General features: G+C 42.3%; 25 protein-coding genes. 16 read left to right on the top strand and 9 right to left on the bottom strand.

Translation table 11 applies throughout. The annotated features are described in order from the left end of the window. Positions 1 to 25: 25 nt before the first annotated feature. The 3 genes from DC094_RS17275 to DC094_RS17265 form a co-directional block, all read right to left on the bottom strand. Positions 26 to 2,026: a flavohemoglobin expression-modulating QEGLA motif protein gene (locus DC094_RS17275; RefSeq protein ID WP_116688383.1), complete on the bottom strand. Its 2,001-nt coding sequence runs from the start codon at positions 2,024 to 2,026 to the stop codon at positions 26 to 28. After that, on the bottom strand, positions 2,010 to 3,068 hold the full coding sequence (locus DC094_RS17270) for a glutathione synthetase (protein ID WP_116688382.1): 1,059 nt from the start codon (positions 3,066 to 3,068) through the stop codon (positions 2,010 to 2,012). Before DC094_RS17270 ends, DC094_RS17275 begins: the two co-directional genes overlap by 17 nt. 195 nt (positions 3,069 to 3,263) lie before the next feature. Next, complete coding sequence (locus DC094_RS17265; RefSeq protein WP_116688381.1) at positions 3,264 to 3,743, bottom strand: MaoP family protein; 480 nt, start codon at positions 3,741 to 3,743, stop codon at positions 3,264 to 3,266. Positions 3,744 to 3,856: 113 nt separating this feature from the next. Here DC094_RS17265 and DC094_RS22440 point away from each other — a divergent pair, with 113 nt between their 5' ends. From DC094_RS22440 to DC094_RS17220, 9 genes are all read left to right on the top strand, one after another. Further along, a complete protein-coding gene (locus DC094_RS22440) occupies positions 3,857 to 4,699 on the top strand; it encodes a LysR family transcriptional regulator (RefSeq protein ID WP_116688380.1) in 843 nt (280 codons plus the stop codon). A 93-nt stretch (positions 4,700 to 4,792) separates the two neighbouring features. After that, positions 4,793 to 5,068: a hypothetical protein gene (locus DC094_RS17255; RefSeq protein ID WP_116688379.1), complete on the top strand. Its 276-nt coding sequence runs from the start codon at positions 4,793 to 4,795 to the stop codon at positions 5,066 to 5,068. A gap of 78 nt (positions 5,069 to 5,146) precedes the next feature. Beyond that, complete coding sequence (locus DC094_RS17250) at positions 5,147 to 5,653, top strand: DUF1003 domain-containing protein (RefSeq protein ID WP_116688378.1); 507 nt, start codon at positions 5,147 to 5,149, stop codon at positions 5,651 to 5,653. Then, positions 5,637 to 6,188 (top strand): mechanosensitive ion channel domain-containing protein, encoded by a 552-nt coding sequence (locus tag DC094_RS17245; protein ID WP_116688377.1) that lies wholly within the window; start codon positions 5,637 to 5,639, stop codon positions 6,186 to 6,188. Before DC094_RS17250 ends, DC094_RS17245 begins: the two co-directional genes overlap by 17 nt. A gap of 224 nt (positions 6,189 to 6,412) precedes the next feature. Further along, positions 6,413 to 7,000 carry an energy transducer TonB gene (locus DC094_RS17240; protein WP_116688376.1) on the top strand — a complete coding sequence of 196 codons (588 nt, stop codon included), beginning with the start codon at positions 6,413 to 6,415 and terminating at the stop codon, positions 6,998 to 7,000. A gap of 9 nt (positions 7,001 to 7,009) precedes the next feature. Further along, positions 7,010 to 7,564: a hypothetical protein gene (locus DC094_RS17235; protein WP_116688375.1), complete on the top strand. Its 555-nt coding sequence runs from the start codon at positions 7,010 to 7,012 to the stop codon at positions 7,562 to 7,564. 222 nt (positions 7,565 to 7,786) lie between these two features. Further along, the gene (locus DC094_RS17230; protein ID WP_116688374.1) at positions 7,787 to 8,953 is read left to right on the top strand and encodes a DUF819 family protein; all 1,167 of its coding nucleotides are present in this window, start codon (positions 7,787 to 7,789) and stop codon (positions 8,951 to 8,953) included. Continuing rightward, on the top strand, positions 8,953 to 10,215 hold the full coding sequence (locus DC094_RS17225; RefSeq protein ID WP_116688373.1) for an alanine racemase: 1,263 nt from the start codon (positions 8,953 to 8,955) through the stop codon (positions 10,213 to 10,215). The genes DC094_RS17230 and DC094_RS17225 overlap by 1 nt, the downstream gene beginning before the upstream one ends. Before the next feature lie 316 nt (positions 10,216 to 10,531). Further along, on the top strand, positions 10,532 to 10,882 hold the full coding sequence (locus tag DC094_RS17220) for a hypothetical protein (RefSeq protein WP_116688372.1): 351 nt from the start codon (positions 10,532 to 10,534) through the stop codon (positions 10,880 to 10,882). A 23-nt stretch (positions 10,883 to 10,905) separates the two neighbouring features. Here DC094_RS17220 and DC094_RS17215 read toward each other — a convergent pair whose 3' ends face one another. Then, positions 10,906 to 11,658 (bottom strand): pteridine reductase, encoded by a 753-nt coding sequence (locus DC094_RS17215; RefSeq protein WP_116688371.1) that lies wholly within the window; start codon positions 11,656 to 11,658, stop codon positions 10,906 to 10,908. A 65-nt stretch (positions 11,659 to 11,723) separates the two neighbouring features. Here DC094_RS17215 and DC094_RS17210 point away from each other — a divergent pair, with 65 nt between their 5' ends. Further along, positions 11,724 to 12,542, top strand: coding sequence for an undecaprenyl-diphosphate phosphatase (locus tag DC094_RS17210; protein WP_116688370.1), 819 nt, complete (start codon positions 11,724 to 11,726; stop codon positions 12,540 to 12,542). 197 nt (positions 12,543 to 12,739) lie between these two features. Continuing rightward, positions 12,740 to 14,014, top strand: a complete 1,275-nt coding sequence (locus DC094_RS17205) for an NAD(P)/FAD-dependent oxidoreductase (RefSeq protein WP_116688369.1) — start codon at positions 12,740 to 12,742, stop codon at positions 14,012 to 14,014. A gap of 353 nt (positions 14,015 to 14,367) precedes the next feature. On the opposite strand, the gene cyaY is transcribed toward DC094_RS17205, so the two are convergent. Then, positions 14,368 to 14,682, bottom strand: a complete 315-nt coding sequence (cyaY, locus tag DC094_RS21905) for an iron donor protein CyaY (protein ID WP_133245603.1) — start codon at positions 14,680 to 14,682, stop codon at positions 14,368 to 14,370. A 367-nt stretch (positions 14,683 to 15,049) separates the two neighbouring features. Here cyaY and lysA point away from each other — a divergent pair, with 367 nt between their 5' ends. Then, positions 15,050 to 16,300: a diaminopimelate decarboxylase gene (gene lysA / locus DC094_RS17195; protein ID WP_116688367.1), complete on the top strand. Its 1,251-nt coding sequence runs from the start codon at positions 15,050 to 15,052 to the stop codon at positions 16,298 to 16,300. Between the two features lie 107 nt (positions 16,301 to 16,407). Here the strand turns inward: lysA and DC094_RS22175 are convergent, their stop codons facing one another. Together DC094_RS22175 and DC094_RS17190 are read right to left on the bottom strand one after the other, a co-directional pair. Next, positions 16,408 to 16,581: a hypothetical protein gene (locus DC094_RS22175; RefSeq protein ID WP_158527374.1), complete on the bottom strand. Its 174-nt coding sequence runs from the start codon at positions 16,579 to 16,581 to the stop codon at positions 16,408 to 16,410. 192 nt (positions 16,582 to 16,773) lie between these two features. Next, complete coding sequence (locus DC094_RS17190) at positions 16,774 to 17,520, bottom strand: hypothetical protein (protein ID WP_116688366.1); 747 nt, start codon at positions 17,518 to 17,520, stop codon at positions 16,774 to 16,776. A gap of 104 nt (positions 17,521 to 17,624) precedes the next feature. On the opposite strand from DC094_RS17190, the gene DC094_RS22170 reads away from it, so the two are divergent. Further along, positions 17,625 to 17,777: a hypothetical protein gene (locus tag DC094_RS22170; protein ID WP_158527373.1), complete on the top strand. Its 153-nt coding sequence runs from the start codon at positions 17,625 to 17,627 to the stop codon at positions 17,775 to 17,777. Between the two features lie 205 nt (positions 17,778 to 17,982). Here DC094_RS22170 and DC094_RS17175 read toward each other — a convergent pair whose 3' ends face one another. Continuing rightward, positions 17,983 to 18,657 (bottom strand): hypothetical protein, encoded by a 675-nt coding sequence (locus tag DC094_RS17175; RefSeq protein WP_133245602.1) that lies wholly within the window; start codon positions 18,655 to 18,657, stop codon positions 17,983 to 17,985. Positions 18,658 to 18,844: 187 nt separating this feature from the next. Here DC094_RS17175 and dapF point away from each other — a divergent pair, with 187 nt between their 5' ends. The 3 genes from dapF to xerC all read left to right on the top strand — a co-directional run bounded on the left by dapF (position 18,845) and on the right by xerC (position 21,355). Then, complete coding sequence (dapF, locus tag DC094_RS17170; protein WP_116688362.1) at positions 18,845 to 19,675, top strand: diaminopimelate epimerase; 831 nt, start codon at positions 18,845 to 18,847, stop codon at positions 19,673 to 19,675. A gap of 68 nt (positions 19,676 to 19,743) precedes the next feature. Next, positions 19,744 to 20,436, top strand: coding sequence for a DUF484 family protein (locus tag DC094_RS17165; RefSeq protein ID WP_116688361.1), 693 nt, complete (start codon positions 19,744 to 19,746; stop codon positions 20,434 to 20,436). Next, complete coding sequence (gene xerC, locus DC094_RS17160; protein ID WP_116688360.1) at positions 20,429 to 21,355, top strand: tyrosine recombinase XerC; 927 nt, start codon at positions 20,429 to 20,431, stop codon at positions 21,353 to 21,355. Before DC094_RS17165 ends, xerC begins: the two co-directional genes overlap by 8 nt. Before the next feature lie 51 nt (positions 21,356 to 21,406). On the opposite strand, the gene DC094_RS17155 is transcribed toward xerC, so the two are convergent. After that, on the bottom strand, positions 21,407 to 22,597 hold the full coding sequence (locus DC094_RS17155) for an outer membrane protein assembly factor BamB family protein (protein ID WP_116688359.1): 1,191 nt from the start codon (positions 22,595 to 22,597) through the stop codon (positions 21,407 to 21,409). Positions 22,598 to 22,630: the final 33 nt, after the last annotated feature.

Genomic DNA, 22,630 nt, shown 5'->3' with positions numbered 1-22,630 from the left:
AAGGGAGTCATTAAGACTCCCTTTTTTATTGGATGCTATTGATTAGATAATTCATTACATCATCGTTGGCTTTCGGTTGACTTAATGCCGGTGAAATCCATTGGGGCGGTAGTATAATTTTTCGGTCAAGCAACTCTTGGATCATTGGTTGGCTAGATAATCCTGTTTTACCAACCAATAAGTCTCTCCAGCGCGGTTTTTGCCAAACTGATAAGGCATCTTTCAAACCTCTTAAATAAAGAAAATCTTTAGTAAATCCACCGCCTCGGTGCACGCGGGCACAAATATCGAAAGCGGCCTCTGGTGCGAGCTGGTAATGATCTACTAATTCATGCCAGGTATGGCAAAAATCATTTTTTTGCACCATTTCGTGAACTGCGATCACCCGATAAGCCAGTGTCTTTAAACGCGACAATGGCATATTGCCAGATAGATGTTCGGATAAAACTGCAAATCCTTCTTGTAAATGCGTATTTCCCGGTAACCCTAAAGAAAATACTTTTAGTGGCTGAGCCTTGGCATTTAATGTGGTTGCTAGGTGAATACCGACTTCATGTTCGGTGAGTGCATTTAAACCTGCAAGATTAAACTGAGCATGTCGATTTACCAGTAAAGTATTTTTACTTGAAGCTGCCATCGCCCGGGCAAGAATTTTTCCTGACAACTCTACTTTACAAGGAATACCCCATTGCGCAATTTTTTGTTCAAAGAACACTACTGCCTGTTGCGGCGAAATATCGTAGGGCGCTTCTTCGGCAAAATTACTTGCATGTAATAAGAATCGGGCATTAGCCATATCGGTTCGATTAGGCTCGCCGTAATACCTTAATGAGTTATATAAAAAGTTTTCTTGGCCAACACTGGTCAACATATCGATTCGAGTTGCCAGCATATCGATAACTTGTCGATATAGCTGTTGTATCGATGAATCGTCAATCTGATTAATCGGTAAGCGATATAATGCTTCTCTGAATAAATAAGGATCAATTTCCAGTTGCCGATAGCGAAATTCGGGTGCAACTTGCCCCTTTCGTTCCAGAAATTTACGTTTTTCTTTATGTAAATTAACCGGGTTTACATAACTGAGTGTATCGGCACCCCTTGCCAACAAATGCAGTCTTTTATCAATGTCCAGCACCAGCGGATCTAGCTGGTTGTGTAGCATGTCGCTTTTTTTATTTATCGACTTTCGGCTATATTTTTTGGCAAAAAAAGCCGCAGTGGCAGTAATAGAGTCACGAAGCTGATGCGATAGCTGCTCAATAACCAGTGGGTATGATTCACCGGTTATTTCATCCATAAATACTTTTTTAATTTCAGTCGGCAAAACTAATGTTTTTGAAAAGTTTTGCTGTAACCTTTGTGCCAAATAACCTTGACCAGTAAATACATCGTCGCAGGCCGTCAGATTGTCAATGTCTCTTAGTTCGACTTTAGCTAGCTTACTTGAAAAGTAATTAACCACCGGTATAAATTTTTCTTTATCAATATTGGCAGTTCCAATATTAAATAAGGGTGTTTTTCTTTCAACCCGCTGATGGTTATAGCTGTGAATATCAAAAACTAATGCAGCGCCAAACTGTGTTTCAATTGTTTGAATTAAAGTTTCTAGGACACGGTAAAAAGCACCGTGCCTCTGTTGCATAGCATCTTTGAGCCGTGCCGGAATTGCTTTCTTCCAAACTTTTTTCCCCCACGCTGATTGATAAATACAGCGTGAGGGTGGCCGGTTTAAATCATAAGCATAACGAGAGTCCAGTCCGACCAGCATCATTGGCATCGAGCGAATCATATCAGCGGTATAGGGGTCTTCTTCATAATAACGCTGTGACTTGTCCAGCAGGCATAATTGTTCCATCGCCTGAGGCATTGATTCGCCTTGGTGAATTGCGGTACACAAGTAAGGTTGGTATTGATCAATTTTGATCATAAACCCGCCCTGTGGGTGCACCGCAGTAAACGGACGGCGACGGCGAATCAGAGACAGGATTTCCTGCTCTGAAAGCGGATTAGTTTGCGTCTGCATCGGTAATAACCTGGCGAAGTGTAGTTTTTAAATGAACCTTATGAGCTCGGTCTGCTGCTTCATTTTCACGTAATACAACTTGTGCTTCGATGAAGTCCATTACCTGCTTTTGTAATTTACAACGATTCAAACGGTTAATTCTGGTAATGCCGCCAGGGCTCATTACATTCACTTCAATAAGCTTATCGCCAATAAGATCTAACCCAACAAAGTGCAAACCATCGGCAACTAACTTTGGGCCAATTGCTTGGCATAGCGCTAGTTGCTCGGGAGTTAATATGTGTTTAACTTCTCTGCCGCCAGCATGAATATTTGAGCGAACATCGTCCTCTGCAGGAATTCTTCGCATAGCACCAATGGCTTGGCCATTTAGCATCAGAACGCGTATATCACCTAGCTCTGCGCCTTCTACATATTCTTGCAAAATAACGTAGTTACCTGGGTCATCGCCGATATAAAAATCTAATAAGGATTTAAAGCTTTTTTTAGCGCTTTTTTCTAAAACAATAACGCCTTTTCCACCAAAACCATTTAATGGTTTTAAAATCATACGCTCGCTATCGGAATCTAGTAATACGCGCTCTAAATAGTCACGATTTTTAGACACATGAGTTGCAGGTACAAAGCGATTTGCTGCTCCGCTGAAAGATGCGGTATAGAGTTTGTTATTTGCAACGCGCAAACCTTCTAATGAGTTCATGATAAAAGTGTCTTGCTTCACTGAATCTAAAAAATTCAGTGACATCACTTCTAACGGCGGGTTAGCGCGCATAAAGATTGCATCAAAGCCGCCCATGGGTAGTTTGCTGCGTTTAAACTGAGCATTCTTGTAGAATACTTGAGATTTTTCAGGCAGTTTTTTATCGCCACGAACTAATACATCGCAAAAACCATAAACAATACTTTCGCGCATTGTCAGGTTGCCAGGCGTGCAGATAGCGACGGTATGGCCGCGTGCTGCTGATTCATGGATTAACCGTAAAGTGGTATCGGTTTCTGGTGAAATGCGCTGCCAGGGATACATCAAAAAACAAATTTTCACGAGTGACTCAATTTAATAATTAGACTTCTCGGAAATGTACTCGAGATTCTAAAAATCAAAAGCGATGTTTTTTACTCCTGACGATCAGTTTTTTTGTTGGTTGTATTTTTGCTACTCTGAAACGACAAAACCCGACAGTTAGCCGGGTTTTGCATCAATCATTTTTAATATTAATTTGTGAGAGGGCGATCGTGTTTAATCTTGCATATCATCATTGCTGTCATTGACTTCAATATCATCGTCATTTGCAGCATCTTGATCATTTTGATTTAGTTGACTTGATGCAGAAAGAGCAGAAGCTGTTTGTTTACGAGGCTGTGCTGAGTTGTCTTTAATTGCAGTACACAAACCCATTTGCATATTACGTTTTTTAGTGCAGTCGAGGTAAAGTAACCACAGTTTTTCTAACACAGTTTCAGCCGCTTGGTGACCAGCGATCACTTCGAGCATTCGTTGTTCAGCAGCGTTTTCAGCGATTCTTTTCCCTAGAACCAGTTGGCTAATCGTGCTGCCGTAAGTTTCTAGAAGTTTTGCTTGTTGAATCGTAAAGTCACCGCTGCGGTCAAAGCCGCGAGGATAGTTCTTATGATCATTCCAGCGTTTGCCAGGAACAATTTGCTGGTCGGTTTCATCAGGCTTATTCAGCCTTTCCTGACTTGAGAGTGCTGTTTGCATAAGATCGTGCTCGCTTTTTTGTCAAAGCCAATTTATAAAGAAATTACGCCGGAATATTGGACAAAATCCTTGAGCTGTAAAATGAATAATTTTTATCGTCTGGAGAAATAATTTTGGATACAGAGTTGTTGAAGACCTTTCTAGAAGTTGAAAGAACCCGCCATTTTGGCCGGGCGGCTGAGAATCTGTATTTAACTCAATCGGCAGTCAGCGCTCGAGTTCGGCAGCTGGAACAACTTCTGGGGATAGCGCTTTTTGAGCGGTTTCGTCACAATATTCAGCTGACTCATGCCGGTGAAAAGTTAAAGCGGCATGCGCAATCAATATTGCTCTCTTGGGAAAGAGCACGTCAGGAAGTTGGGTTGAGAAACGACAGTGGTCAGCAAATTGCTATTGGTGCAACACCTAATCTGTGGGACTTGCTGATGCAAGATGATTTGGGTGAACTGTATGGTGATTATCAAGAACTTGCTCTAAGAGCAGAAATGCAAAGCCATGAAGTGATTCTGCGCCGATTAATGGAGAGAACCTTAGATTTAGGTGTGGTGTTTGATCCACCGAAAATTGACGAGCTTAAGACGCGCTTGTTAACAGAAATTAACCTAGTGATGGTGGCAGACCATTCGTGTTCGCTCAGTGATGATAGTTGGCGTAAGCGATGGGTTTCGGTGGATTGGGGTACCCAGTTTTCTTTGCTGCAAGCACAAATGCCAGAGCAGTTTCCGCGCCCTGTTTTACATACTAATAACGGTCGAATTGCCCGGGACTTTTTATTAACTCGCGGCGGCTGTGCTTATTTGCCTCAGCTGTTGGTTCAACCAATGCTCGATTTAGGGAAGTTGCATCTGGTGAAGGGGGCGCAAGAAATCAGCCGTCAGGCTTGGGCTTGTTGGCATAACAGTCAAGTGAATCTTGATTTGATTGAACACGTTTTATCTCGCTTAAAGAACGAGTAGTTTTTTTGATCGACAAGAATAGAAACTATCGTTTTACCTACTTCAGTGTTCGCTGCATGATCGCGTCAGAAATTACTTCCTGGGGCATTGGCTATGAAACACACTTTTACACACCTCTTGCTGGCAGGTGGCCTGGCAGTTTCATTTGCCAGTGCTGCCAACTCAAATCAGTTGCAAGAAATCACTAATGAATGCCAAGAATGGGCAGTTGAAGATCAAGTTGATCCAGACTTTTTAGATGATTATTTGCAATCCTGCATCAAAGAGACTCTTGCAGGCTATGAAGAGTCTACAGAAACGCTAGATACCACTGAGCAATCGGAGCTGGACCGAGTGCAACAGGAAGGTTTTTTAGAAGCCACCGATTAAAGCGTTGCTAGCTTTAGCGCCTGTGGTCTTAAAAGACTTCAGGCGTTTTTTTTGTCTGAAAAAGACGAGTTAAAATAAATGAAAAAAATCTGGAACAGAATTTCTCGCCGCACACTTGGAAAGAACTTTGAGCAATTAGGTGATGAAGAGCAGCAAGTGGTTGTTTCGATAGCTGAAGGTGAAGCAATTTCACAAAATACCAATGACACATTTAAAGATCAAATGACCTTTGGTGAAAAAGCTGCAGATAAAATTGCTGAGTTTGGCGGCTCGTGGGGTTTTATTGGTTGGTTTTTTTTAATGCTTGGTTTGTGGATTGGCAGTAATTTAATTCTGATTGCACAGGGAAAAACTGCTTTTGATCAGCCGCCATTTATTCTACTGACAATGGTATTGTCGGTGGTTGCTGCATTGCAGGCCCCCATTATTATGATGAGCCAAAACCGGCAAAGTAAAAAAGACCGAATGAACTCACAAATTCATTATGAAGTGAGTTTGAAGCTTGAATTAGAAGTTACTCGGCTTCATCAGAAAATAGAATCAATGAGAATAAAACTGGAAGAACAAGATGATGATGATATTTAAGCAATGGCTGCTGATAGTTGCAATGCTGGTTGCGATAGTAGTTTTGCTAAAATTACTTGATAAACGTCTGGTTAAATTGTTGGATGCTGATCGTTATCCACAAATGCTGCAATGGATTCGATTGATATTATATAGCGCCTGCATGTTGGCAATATTGGCGTTAATTCTTAATGTGTTGAATGTGAGCTCAGAGAGTGTACGGTTTTTTATCGGCTCAGTAATGGCGCTATTGGGTGTAGCTTTATTTGCAGAATGGTCATTGCTCAGCAATTTGAGTGCTGGGCTAATGTTGATGTTTACCGCGCCAGTGTCAGTGGGTGATAACATTAAAGTATTAGATAAAGACATACCGTTACAAGGGCGAATTCGCTCAATTGGTTTAATTTATACCAGATTGATTTCTGTTACAGGTGATGATTATTTACTACCGAATAGAATGTTATTGCAAAGCCGCTTGCAAAAAATATCAGGCAAACCAGTGATTGAAGTGAGTTTGAAGTCGGTTGAGAGTGTTGTTAAAACGCTGCATTCTTAATCCGTGCGGTTTTATATAAAAACAACCACTGATTGACATCTGTCATGTTTTAATATGCTCATTATTTTATTTTTTTCTTTGGTTAGCCATCTGAATAGAAGTATCTAACTGATGCGCTAGTAGCATTTTAGTAAATCATATCGTATTATTTGCCCGCCTTTTTTTAGGTTAGTGTCGTATTGATGTAAGTGCGGCATATTTATGCATTTGGTTGGGGGATTACCATGAAGTTGTTTGCTAAAGTATGTGTGTTGGTTGCTAGTGTTGCATTTTTGGGCGGCTGTGCTCACGGAATTCAGATTACACCAAAAATTGAAGATATTCGCTCGGTCGAAGTGGCAAGACAAATTGATAAAAATGTTGGCTATTACATTTCTGATGCAGATAAACTCAAAGAAGTAATCACAGCAGGTGGTGGCGGTGATAAGGTGAAATACAAGCCATATGCCGATACTGAGGCTGCTTTGAATGCTATGTTAAGCAATATTTTTTCCAAGGTTTATGCTGTTCAGGATTTGAATGATTCTGCATATATTTCGGATAAAAATATTACCTATGTCTTCCAACCTTCGATTGTAACTAACTCATCTTCAGATAGTGCATTCACTTGGCCGCCAACTGATTTCGATGTTGAATTGACTTGCACTGTTATTAACGAAGATGGCAAAACAGTTTGGATCAAGACTGTAAAAGCATCTGGTAATGCAGAGTTTGATGAATTCAAAAGTGATTTCTCTTTATCTGCTCGCCGCGCATCTGCAAGTGCCTTCAAACAAATGATGGTTGAAATTTCTTCAGCTAAAGAACTGTAAGGTACGGATATGAAAGTAGTAAAAATCCTATTGGCTGCAATAGTCTTTTCGAGCATGCTTGGTTGTACCATGGTTGCACCACAGTATCAGCCAGATTTCACTAGCATTAATGATTTGAAAGATCTTGAGCTGCCCAAAATGCGGTCAGGTGAATTCAAGGATAACAATAAACATGTAAATGACATTTCTTTGCGTGGAACCTCCCTTGTATCCCCGTACAGTAATTCTTTTGCTGAATATCTGAAAAAAGCGCTTGAAGAAGATTTAAAGCAAGCGGCACTGTGGCATTCACCAAGTGATATTGTTGTAACAGGAGAGTTACTTGAAAATGATGTAGATGCATCTGGCTTTAGTACAGGTGAAACAGACATCTCTGCTCGTTTCATTGTTTTATCCTCGGGTAAAGAAGTCTATAACAAAGTTCATAAAATTCATTATGTTTGGGACTCTTCTTTTGTTGGGGCTGTTGCTATTCCTAATGCAGCAAATAGCTATCCAGTTGGTGTTCAAAAACTGCTCAAAGCATTCTTCAGTGACCGCGAACTGATTGCCACACTTAAGTAGTGGTTGTGCAAAATAAAGCAGGGCGAAAGCTCTGCTTTATTTAGAAATATTGACTCTTCTGTGCAATCTGCACAATGCTCACCAAGTGTCACTGCTAGAATCAATATCAGCCAATCTTGGCAAGTCACTACCATTTCAAAGCGGCAGTAGCCTTATATCCATTTCCATTTTATCCGCTTAGGCGGTATTTTGTCTGGCATAACAATAAGAAATGGACATCTTATGTCGCTGCTGGTTCTGATTCCCTTCTATTTTTTAATTCCAATTGCCGCTATCGCGCTATGTATGCGCAGCCCGCTGGTAAACAAGCTCGGCCCAGTGATTGTCTGCTACGCGCTGGGTATTTTTCTTGGCTTGGGCATGGAGCAACTGTCGCTGACCAGTGAAGCCTTGGCGGCTGGCCAAGAAGAAATGCTGGGTATTTTGGTGGCGCTGGCACTGCCTCTATTGTTATTTTCCACCGATGTTCGCGGTTGGTTTGGTCAGGCTGGAAAGGCAGCAATTGCGATGAGTTTCGCATTATTGTCGGTTACTTTAGTTGCCACACTGGCGGCAATTCCTTTAATAGGAGAGGTTGATAATTTATGGCAAGTTGCTGGAATGGCAGTTGGCGTTTTTACCGGCTCGACACCGAATGTTGCTGCAATCAAGGTAGCCACCGAAGCCAGTTCTGACACTTTTTTACTGGTGCACGGTTACGATGTAATCACCAGTATGATGTATTTACTGCTGGTCATGACTGCGGCACATAAAGTTGCCAAACTGTTTCTTCCTGCGTTCGCAGAGAATAAAGATACTGACGAGGAAGGCGATCATGATGAGCATCTGGAGCAGTATAAAGAACTAGTAATGCCATCTCGATTGAAAAATCTGGGATTAGCGGTATTAGCCACGGTTGCCGTTGTCGGGCTTTCTGTTGCTATATCAAAATTGCTGCCAGCGAGTTATAGCACCATGGCGGTAATTCTACTGCTGACCCTTGGCGGGGTGTTGTGTGCGCTATCCGATAAAATCCGTAACATCCGCAACACTTATCATCTAGGTATGTTTTTGATCATGGCATTTTGTACGGTTGCTGGATCGTTATTTACCTCGGCAATTTTCGAACAGATCACTTGGCAGTTAATGGCCTACTTCCTGGCAATTGTTTTTGGTTCGATGTTGCTGCACTTGCTGTTATGCAAATTTACTAACATTGATGCTGATACTTTTTTAATCACCTCAGTAGCGTCTATTTGTTCACCGCCTTTTGTGCCGGTTGCGGCGGCGGTAATGAATAACCGAAAAATAATGTTGACCGGTTTGAGCTCCGGGGTGATTGGCTATGCAGCCGGTAGCGTACTGGGAATTGGTGTCGCATTGATGGTTAAGCATTTGGGTGGATTGTAATGTTATTAATAAGTGTTGTATTGGCCGTTATATTGGGTGCTGGGTGGTGGTTGCGTGATAAGGGTAAGCCGCATAACCGGTACTTCAGCCAAATCCAGCAGACCTTGCAACAGTCGGCACCTGGTCGACCGATTATGCTAGTGGATATGGATCGGGTAGATGCCAATATTGAAAAGGTTCGTCAGCATGTTAGTGATACTTCCAAAGTTCGGCTGGTAGCCAAATCACTGCCTTGCCCGCAGTTGCTGGAATATTTAATGCAGCAGCTGAACACCAATCGGTTAATGGTTTTCCACCAGCCTTTTTTGAATCAAATGTTTTCGAGGTTTACCGCGGTTGATTTTTTAATCGGCAAGCCATTTCCTAAACAATCGTTAATTACTTTTTTAAATCAAGTAGAACCTGGCAACCAAAATCGTATAGAAAAAATTCAGTGGCTAATCGATTCTGAAAAACGTTTGCACCAGTACTTACAGATAGCCCAGCAAAGAAAGCTCCAGCTAAATATCAGTATCGAAATTGATACCGGTTTGCACCGTGGAGGGTTAAAACATGCCAAAGAAGCGACACCATTGCTGGAAATGATTAAAAATAATCCACAGCATTTAAAACTAGCTGGCTTTATGGCCTACGAACCGCATTTGGCAAAGGCACCATTGTCGATTCTGCAAGCCAGTGGCCGGGAAAAAATGCTTAAAAGCTATGCCGAGTTTGTCGCGCTAGCGAAAATAGATTACCCAGAGTTGGTTAGTGACGTATTGTGCTGCAATAGCGCAGGTAGTATGACTTACCAGTTATATCCGGAGTCTGATCGTGGTGTGATTAACGATATTTCTATCGGCTCTGCCTTTGTTAAAACCAGTGATTTTGATTTACCAACCTTGGCGGATCATCAGCCTGCAATGTTTATTGCCACGCCAGTGCTGAAAAAACACAGTGGATTAACTCTGCCATTCGCCGAAGGTTTATCGACCATGGTTTCTCGATTGAATAACAATCTTCAGCAATCCTATTTCACCTATGGCGGCTGGTGGAAAGCTGAAGCTTGTTCGCCGCAAGGATTAAAAAATAATGGTTTATACGGGCGCAGCACTAACCAGGAATTACTGGTAGGCTCACCGAAAACTGCATTAAATGTTGATGATTATGTTTTTTTACGCCCAACTCAAAGTGAGTTTGTTATGTTGCAGTTTGGTCAGTTGCATATGCTGCGTGGGCAAAAAATTGAACAGCGCTGGGCTACTTTTCAACAGGATTATTAATGACACTCAGTTGATATTAATCACTGGAATTTAAATTAACAGCGAACCAATCGTAGGCTTGATAAGCTTTCGGCGCAATCAGACACTTTGGGGTTTATTACCAAGCGTCTGATTTCGTTAACACTCATAAAACCTACATGAGTCAACCAAAATAGCTTAATTATTTTTTGATGAAATGCAGGCATTGATTGGGATCATTCCCAGTGAACCTTTGCTGCAGATGTTTTGTCTATACCTAAGCTATTTCAAGGTGTGAATTCTGCACTTTGAAATAGCTTGGGTATACTCTGCATACAAACCTTCAAGTGAGATATTTATGCTGCCGATGGGAACCATTATGACCGGCTGTATGTTTGCCGGCGTTATTTATGCCGGACTAGTTAAGCCGTTAACTGCTGCAAAACCTACAGCGACCGTAATTGATAAACTGTTTGCCAGTTTGTTGCTGTTGGCAGGTAGCTGGAATGTACTGTGGTACGCCAGCCAGAATATTGGGCATTTTTGGGGAAAAATGGCGCTGCTTTCTGGCTTATTAATGTGGCTGACTTCGGCGTTACTTTTCCAGTTTAAGTTTTTGCCGCAATGGCTGGTTAAAGCCAAGCCGCTTGTGATACTTGCCTTAGCTGCTTGCTGTTTTAAATATGGCTATACCATTTATAGTTTTTAATTTTCTAGTATTCGTTTTTAATGTTAAATAGTTAAAGTCCTTCCACCATCCACAGCAATCACTTGCCCAGTAATATAGGGTGAGTGTTTGGCTAAAAATAGCACGGTATTGGCAATATCTTGTTCTTCTCCTAACCGGCCTAGTGCAATTTTGTCTAGTGTCTTCTGTTGTGCTATTTCATCTGATTCGGTTTGTGCCTCTGGCCATAAAATTGCGCCTGGAGATACCGCATTAACTCGAATCTCAGGTGCCAGTTCTTTGGCCAAAGCTTTGGTCATTTGAATCAAACCGGCTTTGGCAATTGAATAGACGGCAAAGCCGGGCATGGGCCGTTCACCGTGAATATCGGTAATATTAATAATGCTGCCTTGCTGTTGTTTTAGATAAGGTTGGCAAAGTTGTGATAAAAAGAACGGCGCTTTCAGATTACTACCAAGCAAATCGCTCCAGTCAGCTTCGGTAACATCGCCAATAGCAGTGGGATAAAAGCTTGAGGCATTATTAACCAGCAGGTCTATTCGGCCAAAATGAACCGTGATTTTTTCAACCATTGTCTGAAGTTCTGACTGCTGTAATAAATCTGCTTGAACCACTATGGCAGAATTGCTTCTATGCTGGTTGAACATATTGGCTAGCGCTTGTGCTTGCAGCAGTGACTGGTTGCAATGAAGTACAATCCGATAACCCTGTTGGTGAAGTTGTCGGGCGATTGCTGCACCGATCCTTTTTGCTGCGCCAGTAATCAAGGCAACAGGTAACTGTGGTGAATGAGCCATAAAGCCTGCAAATTTGTAGCTAACAATAAAGACAGCCTAACGTTTTTTTTCTGGTGGGAGAAATTGTGGAACTGGTTCAATGGATTATTCTGGCCTTATTACAAGGACTGACAGAGTTTTTACCTATCTCCAGCTCTGCCCATTTGATTTTGCCTTCGCAAGTTTTTGGTTGGCCGGATCAAGGGATAGTTTTTGATGTAGCGGTTCATTTGGGCTCGCTAATTGCCGTGGTCAGTTACTTCCGCAAAGAACTTTTGATAATGAGCAAAGACTGGCTGCAATCGGTGAAATTGCGACAGCCAGCTTTTTCGGCGGAATCCAAGCTGGCTTGGGCAGTATTGCTGGGAACGATTCCGGTTGGCTTGATTGGTTTGTTGCTGAATCAGTTTATTAGTGCCAATTTGCGTTCCGCTTGGGTGATTGCGATTACCACGGTGGTGTTTGGACTGTTGCTAGGTAAGGCAGATAGTTGTTGTTCTGGTCAGCGAAATGAGCATCAACTGACCTTTAAAGATGTTTTGATAATCGGTGCCGCCCAGGCGTTGGCGCTGGTTCCAGGGACTTCACGTTCTGGCATTACGATTACCGCAGCATTGTTTTTGGGCTTTTCCCGGCAAGCCGCTGCGCGCTATTCATTTTTGCTTTCGATACCAGTGATTGTATTGGCATCAGGCTTTGAGCTAGAGCAAATGCTGGCGGCCGATATGACGATTCACTGGGGTTATTTAATATTAGCAACCGCGGTTTCTTGTGTCAGTGCTTACGCCTGTATCAGCATATTTTTAAAACTGATGGATCGAATCAGCATGCGACCATTTGTAATTTATCGCCTGTTATTGGGCGCCGCTCTGGTTGGCTTACTGCTTAGTGGCGTGATTCGTTAGCGTCCATCTATCTACTTACCTACCTGCTCGCTTGGGTAACAGTTACTCTGTTATCCAGCTGCTTTTGTCAAAAAACCTCAAATTTTTCAAGCAAACTTCGACCAAAGTTGTAATAGCCGCTATTGCAAAGACCTCCTGATTAACAGTTTAATTAGACAAATCTAATAAAGACAAATCAGATATAAAAGGGAGTGATCATGGCGCAGATTATTGTACTGGGTGCCGGTTTGGGTGGTATGCCTGCGGCATATGAGTTGCGTAGTTTGCTGGATGAATCTCACAAGATCACCGTGGTGAACCCTGTTGATCAATTTCAGTTTGTGCCTTCAAACCCGTGGATTGTTACTGGATGGCGCAAGCCAGAAGAGATCAGCTTTCCACTCAGCCCTTTTTTAAATAAAAAAAATATCGACTTGGTGGCCAGCCCACTACAAAAGCTGGAACCACTGGAAAACAAACTTCAGTTGGCCAACGGCGATTGGTTGCAATATGACTATTTAGTTATTGCTACCGGGCCAGAGCTGGCTTTTGATGAAGTTCCGGGGTCAGGACCTGAACAAGGTTTCACTCACTCAGTTTGTAGTCTGGCGCACTCAATTACTGCTGCTGAGGCTTATCAAGAATTATTAGATCAACCCGGCCCGGTGATTATTGGGGCGATGCAGGGTGCCAGTTGTTTCGGGCCAGCTTATGAATTTGCTTTTGTGGTCGATACCGATTTGAAAAAGCGCAAGTTGCGGCATAAAACCCCTATCACTTTTGTCACCAGTGAACCTTATATTGGTCATTTAGGGTTAGGTGGTGTAGGGGATTCTAAAGGTATGTTAGAGGCCGAGTTACGTCAGCGGCATATTCAATGGGTGACCAATGCGCGGGTAATTAAAGTCGAAAAAGGCATGATGCATGTACAAGGGTTAAATGAAGCAGGCGAAGTGGTTAAAGACCTGCAAATGCCGTTTGATTTTTCGATGATGATTCCGGCTTTCCGTGGCATTAAACCGCTGCGAGAAGTGGAAGGCTTGGTGAACCCTCGTGGTTTTGTCACTATCGATGATTACCAGCGTAACCAAGGCTATGCCAATATTTTTTCAAGTGGAGTTTGTGTTGCCATTCCGCCAATCGAGAAAACGCCGGTTCCCTGTGGTGTGCCAAAAACGGGTTATATGATTGAATCTATGTCGCGTGCGCTAGCCGAAAATATTGCAGCAGAGATTAAAGGGCAACCAATAACATCTAAGGGTGCATGGAATGCAATTTGCCTAGCAGATATGGGCGATACCGGTGTCGCTTTTGTCGCTATGCCACAAATACCGCCACGTAATGTTGCTTGGATGAAAAAAGGTAAATGGGTGCATTTAGCCAAGGTCGCTTTCGAGAAGTACTTTATTCGAAAAATGCAAAAGGGTACCCCCGAGCCAATCTATGAAAAGTATGTATTGAAGGCGATGGGCATTACTCTGATGGACAAATAACGAGTATTAAAACCATTGCGCATAAAAAATGGCAAACCGGTTAAGGTTTGCCATTATTGCTGGTTAGTAGGGGGGTTAACCAGTTTGTGGAGCATTCGTTTTCTTATCAGTTGTTTCATTGTAAAGGGGAGAACAACAAAACGTGCAATTCAATTTGATCTTAAAAACGTAACTCTTAATTTTTTTCAACACTGTAAAAGCTGTCATTAACCGCATTCAGTTTTGCTGTTGCTCCGTTTGCGATCACAGAATAAGACTGGCACTTTTTCTTTAGGTTCCCTTCCCTCTGTAAAAAATGGTTTTAGCCTATCAGAGGTAGATTTTTCAAGATCAGTGCCCACCTGCAAACCAAGCTAGATTTCTAGGTAAGATTCGCCTTGGCTACTACAGCACTCGATTAACTTCTGATCAAAAGTGCCTTCATCACGCGTCGAGATCCAATCTTCACCATTCCAGGCATAGTGGAAACCGCCGCTGGTTGCAGCTAACCATAATTCATGGCCAGAAATTTGTGGGCTGACAATTATCTGAGTGCCATTGTCGAATTCAACGGTCAAAATGCTTCCAGAGACATCGTAATCGATGTCTGCATCTTCTAGCCGGTCTTCTAACTGGCTGATTTTTTGTTCGATCAGTTCGCGAAATTCACTATCGTTCATGTCAGTCATGGGGGTTTCACCAGAAATAAAAGCGCTAAAGCGATTGGCTGGAATCCTTGTCGAATCTATGGCTGCTGTCAACTTTAAAACTGCTGCTGTTATCTGCGGAAAACGCTGTTTATACTGCGCTGAGTTGCTGGCGAGTTTTCTTGATAGCAACAGAACATTATCAATAAACAAAACTGATGAATGAGTAAATACTCATTGTGGCTATTTTTGGAGAAATCAAAGTGATTCGCAGTATTTTCTTTTGCCTGGTGTTGAGCCTCGGGGTGGGGACAACAATGGGATTAGCCGGATGTGGTCAGAAGGGGAAACTGGTTTCGCCTGCTTCAAGTAGCCAGTCAGTTATACAGAATTCTGATCAGGGTGCTCCATGAGTCAATTTGAATACCAAAATAATCAGCTGCATGCCGAGCGCTGCAGTTTGAGCGAGCTGGCTGAAACATTTGGTACGCCTTTATATGTCTACTCGCGTAAAAGCTTGAGTGACAGTTATTTGGCTTTGGAGCGGGCATTAGGCGAGTTTCCTCACCTGGTGTGTTATGCGGTAAAAGCCAATTCCAACCTAGGCGTATTAAGTGTGCTGGCCAAGTTAGGCGCCGGTTTTGACATCGTTTCACAGGGTGAGTTGGAGCGAGTGCTGGTTGCGGGTGGCGATCCATCGAGGGTGGTTTTTTCTGGCGTTGGTAAACGACCACAGGAAATGCGCCGAGCGCTGGAAGTTGGCATTCACTGTTTCAATGTTGAATCCAGCGCTGAGCTAACCGTGTTAAACCAGGTGGCAGCAGATTTAGGCAAAGTAGCCAATATCTCGTTGCGAGTAAATCCGGATGTCGATGCTAAAACCCACCCATATATTTCGACCGGTTTAAAAGAAAATAAATTTGGTATCGAATTCAGCCAAGCCGTTGAGGTTTATCAAACTGCACAGGCGATGGCGAATTTGAATGTGGTGGGTATTGATTGTCACATTGGCTCCCAGTTAACCGAGCTAACGCCATTTGTCGATGCGATGGATCGTTTGCTGGTGCTGGTTGATCAACTGGCAGCTGTTGGCATTACGTTAAAGCATGTCGATTTAGGTGGTGGTATTGGCATTCGTTATGAAAAAGGCGATGTGCCACCAACTGCCGATGAATATGCACAGGCTATTATCGGTAAACTGCAGGGTCGAGATTTGTCGCTGGTGATTGAACCTGGGCGTTCTATTGCAGGTGAAGCGGGTGTGTTACTGACTCAAGTGGAATATCTCAAGCCAACGCCGTATCACAATTTTGCGATTGTCGATGCCGCTATGAACGATTTAATCCGCCCGGCGCTCTACAGTGCTTGGCAGGAAATTGTTGAAGTTGTACCGCGCAGCGATACCGAGCAAAAGCAGTGGGATATTGTTGGCCCAGTGTGTGAAACCGGTGATTTCCTCGGTAAAGACCGTGCATTAGCACTGCAGCAAGGTGATTTGTTAGCGGTTAAATGCGCAGGTGCTTATGGTGCTGCGATGGCGTCGAACTACAACACCAGAAATCGCCCGGCAGAAGTGCTAGTTGATGGCGAAAAAGCCCATCTGGTACGTCAGCGTGAAACGATCAACCAGCAGTTTGCTCTGGAATCAGTGATCGATTAATTGCAGGTTGCAAACTGTAAGAGAGGCCAGTCGGAATTTTCTGATTGGCCTTTTATTTATAGGGACATAATGTATCTCGCAGAGAGGCTGAACACTGGTGCGAATTTTTAACGATGATTAACCGCAATCAATTCAGATTGAGCCGTTGTTTGCTGGTTGTATTCAACCATCGGTAAAGAATTTTCAGGTTGGGCAAAGCTAACCTGACTGGCGGTTCCGTATAGGAATAAGCTAGTGGTCAGTGACAGTGCCAAATAGTAGAGCGGGAAATGTGACTTCATAATACTGCTTCTTTTTATTGTTATTGTTATTTATGGGTCTTTTGCCGTCTTGAACGTATAACTCAACTGCTAGTTATGCGTGATCAGCGTTATATAAAACTTCTCATTCATCGGAACTTTTGTCAAAGCCACTGGTCGCGGTAAAAAACCAAACAGGTGTTTGGTATGACAATTATTGATTACTGTTTCTTATTAGGGCAGTTCCGCCTCAATCTGAGGAGAGAGTAGTTGGTAGCATATGGGCGGATGGATAAAAGAATCATACCCCACGCCAAATAATGTTAACCAAAATGGGTAGGTTAAGCGATAAGTAGCTTTGCAGAGATCACAAAGATCTTTAGGGGCAAGTTTATCTATCGCTATAATCAAATTATTAGACACAATCGATGGTAAATTGTTTAAAGACTGATCGTGGTGCTTAAAATTTGTATCAAATATTAATTTTATTCTGTGATAGATAGCCCTTGTTGAGGGTTCACGTCCTGTTGTAATAATTCCGTCTAAAAGCGCCCTGTCTGGAATTTGCATTCCTTCGTCATGGGGAATAAACCCGCCTGGAGAATAAGATATTGTTGTGCCTAAAAAAGCAGGAGTAGAAAATTGATCATTGAATAGCTTGGCTTTTCTATGAGATAGCGGGCCGATGAGATGAATGTTAATTGAGGTGAGAGGTAATCCTCTTAAGATTAATAAAATTAAAAGGTTTTCTTCAGTTAAAATAATATTTTCATTTAAGGTAGGGGAATAAATTTCAGTTATATAGTGTCTGAGTAGCGGTTCTCTGACTAAATATAAATGATCAGAAGGCTGTAGATCGCTTAAATTAGCCCAAGCAAACTGTTCGACAGTAGCTGTTGGGAATTTTTTCAGTAGCATCCCCGCAATACTCAAGCTTCCTGGTTCGGGAATTGCTTCTAGCAAGATAATTCGTATAGCCATCAGTGATTCCATTCTGAATGCTTTGTAAAGTTAGACTAAACGACAGGTTTATCCTAGCCGCCGGCAAGGTTAATCTTGAATGCAATTGGTGGTTTTCAGGAAGCTTGGAGGCTATTCATTCCTCCCCAGAATTAGTGCGTAGTTGGTCTGATCGCTATTTTGGTATTGGCTTTGATCAGCTATTGGTGGTTGAAGCACTAAAAAATCCAAATATCGATTTTGCTATCGAATTTTCAATGCCGATGGTTCGGAAGTGAATTAGTGCAGTAATAGAGCCTGTTGTTTTTCTCACTATGTGGTAGAAAAACAGCTCGCGGCCAAGCGCAAAGTTACCGTTGAGATTAATTCTGGTGTGATATATCTGACGATTAAGAAAGACGGTCAAGTCATAGTCAATATAGGTGCTCTAGGGCTTTGGTATGGCAATTATTGAATACTGTTTCTTAATTAGGTCAGTTTGCTTCAAGCAAGAACTATTGTTTCATTATCATCTAAATAACGTGTTGCACGATATACGCCTACCCCGAATAAATTGGTATGTTGACGAACCATTGCGTCGATAATAATCCAAACAGGGCTTAGTTGTTCAAAATAGTAGTTGCATACGTGTAGTAAATCTTTTGGATCCATTTTTTTTAGTACCTTTTCTCCATTAAAAACTTCAGTCGATAAGTTGGATAAGCTTTTTTGAGAAAGATTATATTTTCGTTCAAATGCATGAATTGCTAAAGACCAAGGATTTGATCGTGAATCCTGCTCTTTTCCGAAGATAAGATCATGAGGAGGTTCTTTAAAAGTCGCAAAATTGTATTTTGAGAAGCTGTAGCCATATTGAGCATAGAACGGCGAAAATTTTGTGTGATTATTTTGGCATAGATCTACCAGATTAAGCGCAAAGGTTGGGTCAGTCAAACAGATGAACCGAATGTCGTCAAATTGTCCTCTTAGTTGATGGTTAATTAAACTTAAAAGTAACCTTTCTGCTGTAATTATTATGCTTTGCAGTGTTTCGGCATCAAACATTTTATATTGGTCGATTGATTGAAATGGATTGCTTACTAACAGAACTGGGTCAGTCCTGCCTATATGGCTTAAATCGGAAAATGCGAGTTGATGGATAATGCTATCAGGCTCCATCGAGACTAGCTTCCCACAGATCGCTAAGCTGGTCAGAGATGGCATCGCCTCGACCAAAATTATATGCTGTGTCACCGATTTCATTTCCGAGATTATTGGCTTTCTCTTAGTCTAGTCATTATCAGTGTTTACCCCAGCCCTCAGCGAGGTTAATCTTGCAACAAGTTGGTGGTTTTCAGGAAGCTTGATGGTTATTCATTTCTCCAAAATGCAGGGGCTGGGCAATGACTTTATGGTGATCGACCAGATCACCCAGTATGTCCGTTTGACGCCAGAATTAGTGCGCAGCTGGTCTGATCGCCATTTTGGTATTGGCTTTGATCAACTGTTAGTTGTTGAAGCACCCAAGAAGCCAGATATAGATTTCTGCTATCGAATTTTCAATGCCGATGGCTCGGAAGTGAATCAGTGTGGCAATGGAGCCCGTTGTTTTGCTCGCTATGTAGTAGAAAAACAGCTCACGGCCAAGCGCAAAATTACCGTTGAGACTAATTCTGGTGTGATGTATCTGACGATTGAGAAAGATGGTCAGGTTACTGTGAATATGGGCACTCCGGGGCTTAATCCCGATCGAATTCCTTTATTGGCCGATGCACAATCGACCCAATACAATATTGCAGTGGCTAACGATGTATTAACAGTTGGCGCAGCATCGATGGGCAATCCACACTGTGTATTACTGGTGGAAGATATTGATAGTGCGCCATTAGAAACACTCGGTCCGATGCTGGAATCTCATGATGCTTTTCCTGAGCGGGTGAATGTCGGCTTTATGCAAGTGATCAGCCGAAGCCATGTCAGGCTAAGAGTTTATGAGCGGGGCGCCGGTGAAACCATGGCTTGTGGTAGCGGTGCTTGTGCAGCAATGGTAATTGGCAAACTATGGAATATGCTGGATTCACAAGTTAGGGTCGAATTACCTGGCGGTGAGTTGGATATCCAATGGAAGGGCGGTGATAACCCCGTTTGGATGACCGGACCGGCAGAAACGGTTTATCAAGGAACCATTCGAATATAGAATAAAATATTGCCGGTTAAAAGCGGCAATATTTTCTGAACTTTAAATAATGTGAGTGCAAAAATATAATGAGTAAACCGACTGCTGAAACACAAAAAGTAATCGACTATCTCAGGAAGCACCCGGATTTTTTTGAGTCGCAACAGGAGCTTTTGTGTAGTTTGCAGCTAGGTCATGATACCGGTGGAAATGCAATTTCGCTGATTGAAAGACAAGTGCAAATTCTGCAAAAAAAACTGGTTGAGCGCGAAAAACAAACCCAGGATCTGATAACAGTTGCCCACGAGAATAACCGCCTCTATGAATCAGCCCAGCAATTTACGCTTAAATTACTGGATGCCCGAACGCTCGACCAAATAGCTGCTCAGCTTGAATGCGCTTTAAAAAATGATTTCAAATGCCAGGTGATTTCTTTGAAATTATTTTCTGACCACGACCAAGCCGGTAGTTATGCTTTTAACCATCCAGAAAAAGCACACCGGGCACTCAATCGTTTATTGGGTCAGCAAAAGCCGCTGTGTGGCCGGTTATCAAAAATTGAAATGACCTCTGTGTTTGATGATCAAGCTGAAGAAGTTCAGTCTGCAGCATTAATTCCACTAGAAGGTGGCTTAGGTGTTTTAGGCATTGGAAGCCACGATCCAGAACATTTCCGTGGTGATTTGGGTACTCTATTTCTGGTGCATATGGGCAAAATACTGACCCGATGTTTGCAGCATCTTGAAGTTAAGCCTTTGGTCATGTCTGCTGCCGATGCCTAATTCCGACTCGCAGTCTGTATTATCAATTAAGAAAGCGATTGAAGGTTTTTTACAACATCTGGCCAGTGAGCGACGTCTCTCTGGCCACACGCTTTCAGCTTATCAGCGACACCTTGAAACCCTTTCGTTATACCTCGATGAAATTAATCTACACCGATTACAAAAAATCGATCAAAAACATTTAAAAGGATTAATTAATCGACAACGCGCCGCGGGGATTTCTGCCAAAAGTATTCGTCAACCAATTTCAGCATGGCGCAGCTTTTTTGCTTGGTTAGTATTAAAAGAACAATTATCTGACAATCCCGCTAATGGATTAAAACCGCCGAAAGCAGAAAAGAAATTACCGGTTACTCTTGATGTTGATTCCACCCAACAGCTGCTTGATCATATTTCAGAAGATGCACTTTCAATTCGTGACTTGGCATTTATGGAATTGTTTTATGCTAGCGGTATGCGGTTATCTGAATTACAGCAGCTGGATTTAATTGATATCGATTGGCAGCAACAATTAATCAAAGTACTAGGTAAAGGGCAAAAAAGCCGCCTAGTTCCTTTTGGAAAAAAAGCCGCTCAAGCGCTAAAGGCGTGGATTGACGATAGACAACAGTGGCCAGGCAGCCAGTTGCCAGCCTTGTTTTTAAGCCAGCGTGGAAGGCGAATCACCCAGCGAGCGATTCAGCAAAGGTTAGATGTTCGAGGGCGCCAGGCAGGTTTAAATCAACGATTACACCCGCACAAATTACGTCATTCTTTTGCCAGCCATCTACTTGAGTCATCGAGCGATTTACGCGCGGTTCAAGAATTGCTAGGCCATGAAAATATCTCAACCACCCAGATTTATACTCATTTAGATTTCCAGCACCTAGCCAAAATTTATGACCAGGCGCATCCTAGAGCGAAGAGCCGTAAAAAATAATAAAGCCATTAATTATAAAAATTATTTAGCGGCTTTTTTAGATGTTTCGTTTTACTGCGTCAGGCTATAAGAAGTCAATTTACCGTCTGGATTAGCAATATATAAATTACCATACCCGCCAATGGCTAGCTGTCCAACTTCCGTTGTTTGCCAAACTACTTCTTGTGTACTGATATCCAAGGCATATGTTGCATTTTCTGTAGAGCAGAATAATAAATTATTACTAATGATCATAGTGCCTGATATGTGATCTTCACTGCTAGTACCAGCAATCCAGCTCCATTGCCGACTACCATCTAAAACATTTAGAGCCTCAACGGAACCATTGCTGATGGTATAAATGGTATTGTTGGCAACCACCGGCTGGCCAGAATACTGATTGTCTTTTTGCCATGTGATATTCCGGTTTTGCAGATCAAAACTGAGTAGCCGACCATTATTTATTGCGAATACCTGATTTTTAAAAAGAACCGGAGCAAGATTCATACTCCAATCTGACCAGTCAAAATCAGGGTCTTCTATAACAAACTCAGTTGAGCCACCAATTCTGTTAGTTGCAGTTAACAAACCAGGATAGCTACCAGTATTTGAGCCGAGATAGCTGATGACGTATTGCTCATTAATTGCAGGTGTCCACTGATCATATTGATGTAGCTGGGCAAACCATAGTTGAAGTCCATCTTGGTTATCGGATGCGTAAACCCCTCCACTATTGCCGCCGTTGTAGTAGATATCATCGGCAAAAACGGTGGGCGCATAATAATCATCCCATTGGCTATTGAAGCTTTTTTTAAATTCCAATGCCTTAGTTTTCTGATCTAATGCCCATAAAAATGTATCTTCACGACCACTAGACGCTAGGTAAACTTTTCCGTTGCCTGTTGCAGGTGGACTGATGCTATAGAGCGAAGAGAAATCTTCATTCCATTTAGTTTCACCTGTTTCAATATCGATTGCATATAGGAATGAGTTAACCGCAAATACGGTTTTATCTGCAGTAGCGATCGGCTTGAGCTGGCCCGTTTCACCTAATTGAACACTCCATTTTAATTTGAAATTTTCTGGATTAAAGGTGAATGGGATATAACCATTATGTTCAGCATTGCCTTGGTAAGTGCTCCAATCAGAGAGAATTTTACCAGAGGTTGTATCTTTGTCGTCTGAGCCTGAAGAGCCACACCCAGTTAATATGCCCATTCCAAGGGCGAAGAGTAGTGCAGTCGTGACGGGTTTTAAATGCATTGTTATGATGCCTGTCTTATTATATTGCTTTTG

The organism is Pelagibaculum spongiae (genome assembly GCF_003097315.1).
GTDB classification, from domain to species: domain Bacteria; phylum Pseudomonadota; class Gammaproteobacteria; order Enterobacterales; family Pelagibaculaceae; genus Pelagibaculum; species Pelagibaculum spongiae.
Note: the sequence above shows the minus strand (reverse complement) of the source record. Positions and strands in the feature narration are given on the sequence as shown.